Source organism: Turicibacter sp., assembly GCF_017941855.1.
Taxonomy (GTDB): Bacteria; Bacillota_I; Bacilli_A; order MOL361; family Turicibacteraceae; genus Turicibacter; species Turicibacter sanguinis.
The window spans coordinates 1-3,407 of record NZ_JAGAVR010000100.1 but is presented as its reverse complement, the minus strand read 5'-3'; the positions used below and the strand labels follow the sequence as shown (position 1 = coordinate 3,407).

At 32.6% G+C, this 3,407-nt stretch carries 4 protein-coding genes; 1 reads left to right on the top strand and 3 read right to left on the bottom strand.

Annotated elements, in window-relative coordinates; all coding sequences use genetic code 11:
• Positions 1 to 643 precede the first annotated feature (643 nt).
• On the top strand, positions 644 to 1,150 hold the full coding sequence (locus J6D32_RS10450) for a zinc ribbon domain-containing protein (RefSeq protein WP_287467659.1): 507 nt from the start codon (positions 644 to 646) through the stop codon (positions 1,148 to 1,150).
• A gap of 94 nt (positions 1,151 to 1,244) precedes the next feature.
• Here the strand turns inward: J6D32_RS10450 and J6D32_RS10445 are convergent, their stop codons facing one another.
• From J6D32_RS10445 to J6D32_RS10435, 3 genes are all read right to left on the bottom strand, one after another.
• Positions 1,245 to 1,646: a hypothetical protein gene (locus J6D32_RS10445; RefSeq protein ID WP_287467658.1), complete on the bottom strand. Its 402-nt coding sequence runs from the start codon at positions 1,644 to 1,646 to the stop codon at positions 1,245 to 1,247.
• Between the two features lie 14 nt (positions 1,647 to 1,660).
• Positions 1,661 to 2,089, bottom strand: coding sequence for a hypothetical protein (locus J6D32_RS10440; protein WP_287467657.1), 429 nt, complete (start codon positions 2,087 to 2,089; stop codon positions 1,661 to 1,663).
• 69 nt (positions 2,090 to 2,158) lie between these two features.
• Positions 2,159 to 3,187, bottom strand: coding sequence for an IS1595 family transposase (locus J6D32_RS10435; protein WP_287467660.1), 1,029 nt, complete (start codon positions 3,185 to 3,187; stop codon positions 2,159 to 2,161).
• Between the last annotated feature and the right edge of the window lie 220 nt (positions 3,188 to 3,407).

Below are 3,407 nucleotides of genomic sequence, written 5' to 3'. Positions count from 1 at the left end.
TCGAACAACCTAAAAAGGTATTAGCCTATTCTTTTTTACTTGGCATCATTTTAATGTCCGTGTTTCATCTCATAAAAGTAGAATGGACGTTCATTTTGACTCTTTTATTCGTCCTAATTTCAGACCGTTCCCTATTCAAAAGGCTCTGTTAGACAAAAATGTTGTTTTTGATAGTTGTTTTGCTTAAATCAAGGATTGTTTTAAAAATTTACTTTCAAAAATGCTTAATATTAAATGTTTTTATTTATCAACAAAATTGTCTAACACAGCTTTTTTTAAAAATATGATATAATAAATATAGGGTGCTTGACTGAACATCCTTTTGATTAGGCCTCTGTCTAATTGAAGAAGACGATTCAACATTTGTGGTCAACGGACTGCTTGGTCGTCCTTCCATCCTCTGTGAAAGACAGGCGATGTCTACTTTAAAAATTTCTTTTAAAGAGAGTGCGTATCTCCCGAAAATAGTTTTCAACTATGAGTAACGAGTACGAGAAATCACATGATAGGAACCCACCGGGCTTGCCCTGTGGTCAGTCAGTTTTGAAGGCTAATAGCTCCTTGAATCTTGTAGAGAATGACTTTAACAAATGTTTCATTTATAATAGTTAGTTGTAATAAATAAAAATAGGGGGATAAAAATATGAATTTATGGCGTTGTCGCTCTTGTGGAACCGAAAATCCAAAAGCGTCTAAATTTTGTCAAACATGCGGTAGAAAACCTGATGAAAATCGAAATAAAACAGTAGCGGTAACTACTCATGCAACAACTCCTTTAATTAAACAAAATCAAAAAGTTGATGAGTTTTTTGGGATAGCATCCTCTCGATTTGTTGAAGGGGATTTTTCAGGAATTGTATTTTTTGGAGATTGCATTAGAGTGATTAGTTGCATTGCAATGGTTTTAGGGATAGGTATCTTCCTTTATACATGGGCAGAAGTTAGTTTTTGGACAGGGTTTATATACCTAATATCATTTATGTTAGCATCTGTTCCAGGAATATTAGTACCATTATTTATTCAGTATTTATTAGAATTAAAAAGAGATACAATTCAAGCAGCAAAATCAAGTTATGTGAATGCTAAAATGTTGCAAGAAATTTTAGATACATTAAAATCGATTGAGAAAAATAATTGTTCTGAAAAATAGTAAAAGAGCCATTGAAGGCTCTTTTTGTTGATTTTTCTTTATATTTTGCTGTGTTAGATAAAAATGTTGTTAAAATATAAAAAAAGACTACAAATTAATTTGTAGTTTCTTTTTCTTTAGGTAACTTGAAAACAACAAAATATTTTGTGTACATCTCAGAGTATATCCAAAGTTTTTCTTTATCTTCAGCATCTATTTGACAAGCAATAAAACTCGAATCAACATAAGTACAGACATAGCCTTTATTTAATTCAAGGTATGAAATTGCCAGTTCATATGATGTTTCAGTATCACTTCCTGAATTAATCATGATAAATTGCTGATTGTCATTTCCAGTGAATTCAACAACGGCATTTCCTGTCAAAAGCGACGTCATAGCTTTTATTCCTGTAAATGTACTAAAATCATCAGAAATCGTATAAAAACGTAAAAAGATTATTCCCCCCATAATAATGAGAAATGAGATTAAAGAAATGATAACAACCTTAATTTTCAAATTCAATCGCCCCTTTATTCAATTAAAGAGCTTAACTTTTCTAAATCAAACTCTCCATTTGTTGCATGGTAGCCTATGTTGAAAGTCCCAGCACCATAACCTTTAACACACGAGATGTTTATCTCATCATAGATACGAATATCTACTAATTCTTTTCCTTTTTTATCGCGCACAAAGATACTAAACTTTTCTTGAGCAAATTCATAACCTTTGGCATTTGTTGTGGTCTCAAGGTCTTTATTAGAAATCTTGAAGTTTAAGTTATTTAGTTCGCTAACTAAATAAGTGATTTCCTCTTTGGATAGTTCAATACCCTCTAATCCATTTTCACGTACTTGAATACTTCCAACTACCTTTTCATTTAAACTGAATGAATAAATGGAAATAAAATAACATCCTAAGACAAGGACGATAAATCCCACAAATACGGCTATCTTTTTCAAATTCAATCACCCCTATAATGTTATTAATATCGTCATTATAAGTTATTAGGTAAAATTTTACAAATAATTTTAGCGGAATAAAGCCTGACGTGTTTTATAATCTTCAATCTTAATCTCTAATTGACTTGAAACAGCTTGAATAAGGGTGTGTTTTCCTTTTATCACTTCTTTATCATCTTTAATATACTCAAGCCACTTAAACCAATATAAATAGTTGGTAAGGTACTTTGTTGAAACTCCATTAAAATTCTTCATCCAATTTTTCAAGCGACTATGAAAGGAGTTCAATCTTTGTATAGAGTAAAAATCTTCTGTTAAATAGCGACCCGATTTAATTGGTTTGTGCTCCAAGTTAAATTCTTTTGCAAATTGAATATACCCTTTGTGACTATCTGTGCATAGCGTTGAATCTTGGTCAATACGACCTTCTAAGATCCTATTTAAATCTGAACTCTTAAAGCGTCCCTTGCAGATTAATTCCATATAAATATTGCCATAGCGGTCTAATCCTGTTAGTACACACACTTGTTCAGAACTAATACCACGCTTCTTAACTTCTTTCCCACGCTTGCGAGCTGGACGTGGCATTTGAAATCCACTTTTCTCATGATTGCCCTTAAAGGATTCTGCAAAGAAAGTTTCATCCATTTCGATAACCCCTTCCAAATGCCCCATCCCAATAGCCATACGAATAGCGTCTAAGATGCGGTGGCGCATATAAAAAGAGGTTTTAATGCATACATCGATATGCTCAGCACACTTACGAATACTTGCACCTAAAATCATTAATTTAGTATATTCTAACCATTTTGATAAAGGAATTTTAGAGCTCGATAGAGCTGATTTAGTCAAGTCAGTGAATGTTTTGGTGCATGACTTACACTTATAACGTTGTTTAGAGTTAGTTTTACCGAATTTAGAAATAGCGTTACTTTCGCAATGCGGACACTTTTGCCCCATAGCAAAACGAGCCTCACGACACTCTTTTATTGTGACAGGGCTTAATGACAACATTTCAAATATACGATTTGCTAATATCTCTTTTTGGTAATCTGTTAAAAACATTACATCAGCCATAACGCTATCAATGGTTGGCATAAACATTCACCTCAAACGTTTGTTTGTATTAGTTTACCACATTTCTAAGAAGCTATGCAAATTTCAACATTAAAGTCTAACAGAGCTATTCAAAAAGGTAGATTACGCACTACTCATAACCTTTATTGCTTTCTTTGTTTTTATCGGGAATATCTCTTCTATTCCTGCATTAACACACTGGATGCAAGCAATGCTTCAAACTGAGCCAAAAACTTATTTG

What these genes read in the sequence shown, in the direction of transcription:
- J6D32_RS10450 (WP_287467659.1), top strand. Translation starts at nt 644, where the DNA reads ATGAATTTATGGCGTTGTCGCTCTTGTGGAACCGAAAATCCAAAAGCG.
- J6D32_RS10435 (WP_287467660.1), bottom strand. Translation starts at nt 3,187, where the DNA reads ATGCCAACCATTGATAGCGTTATGGCTGATGTAATGTTTTTAACAGAT.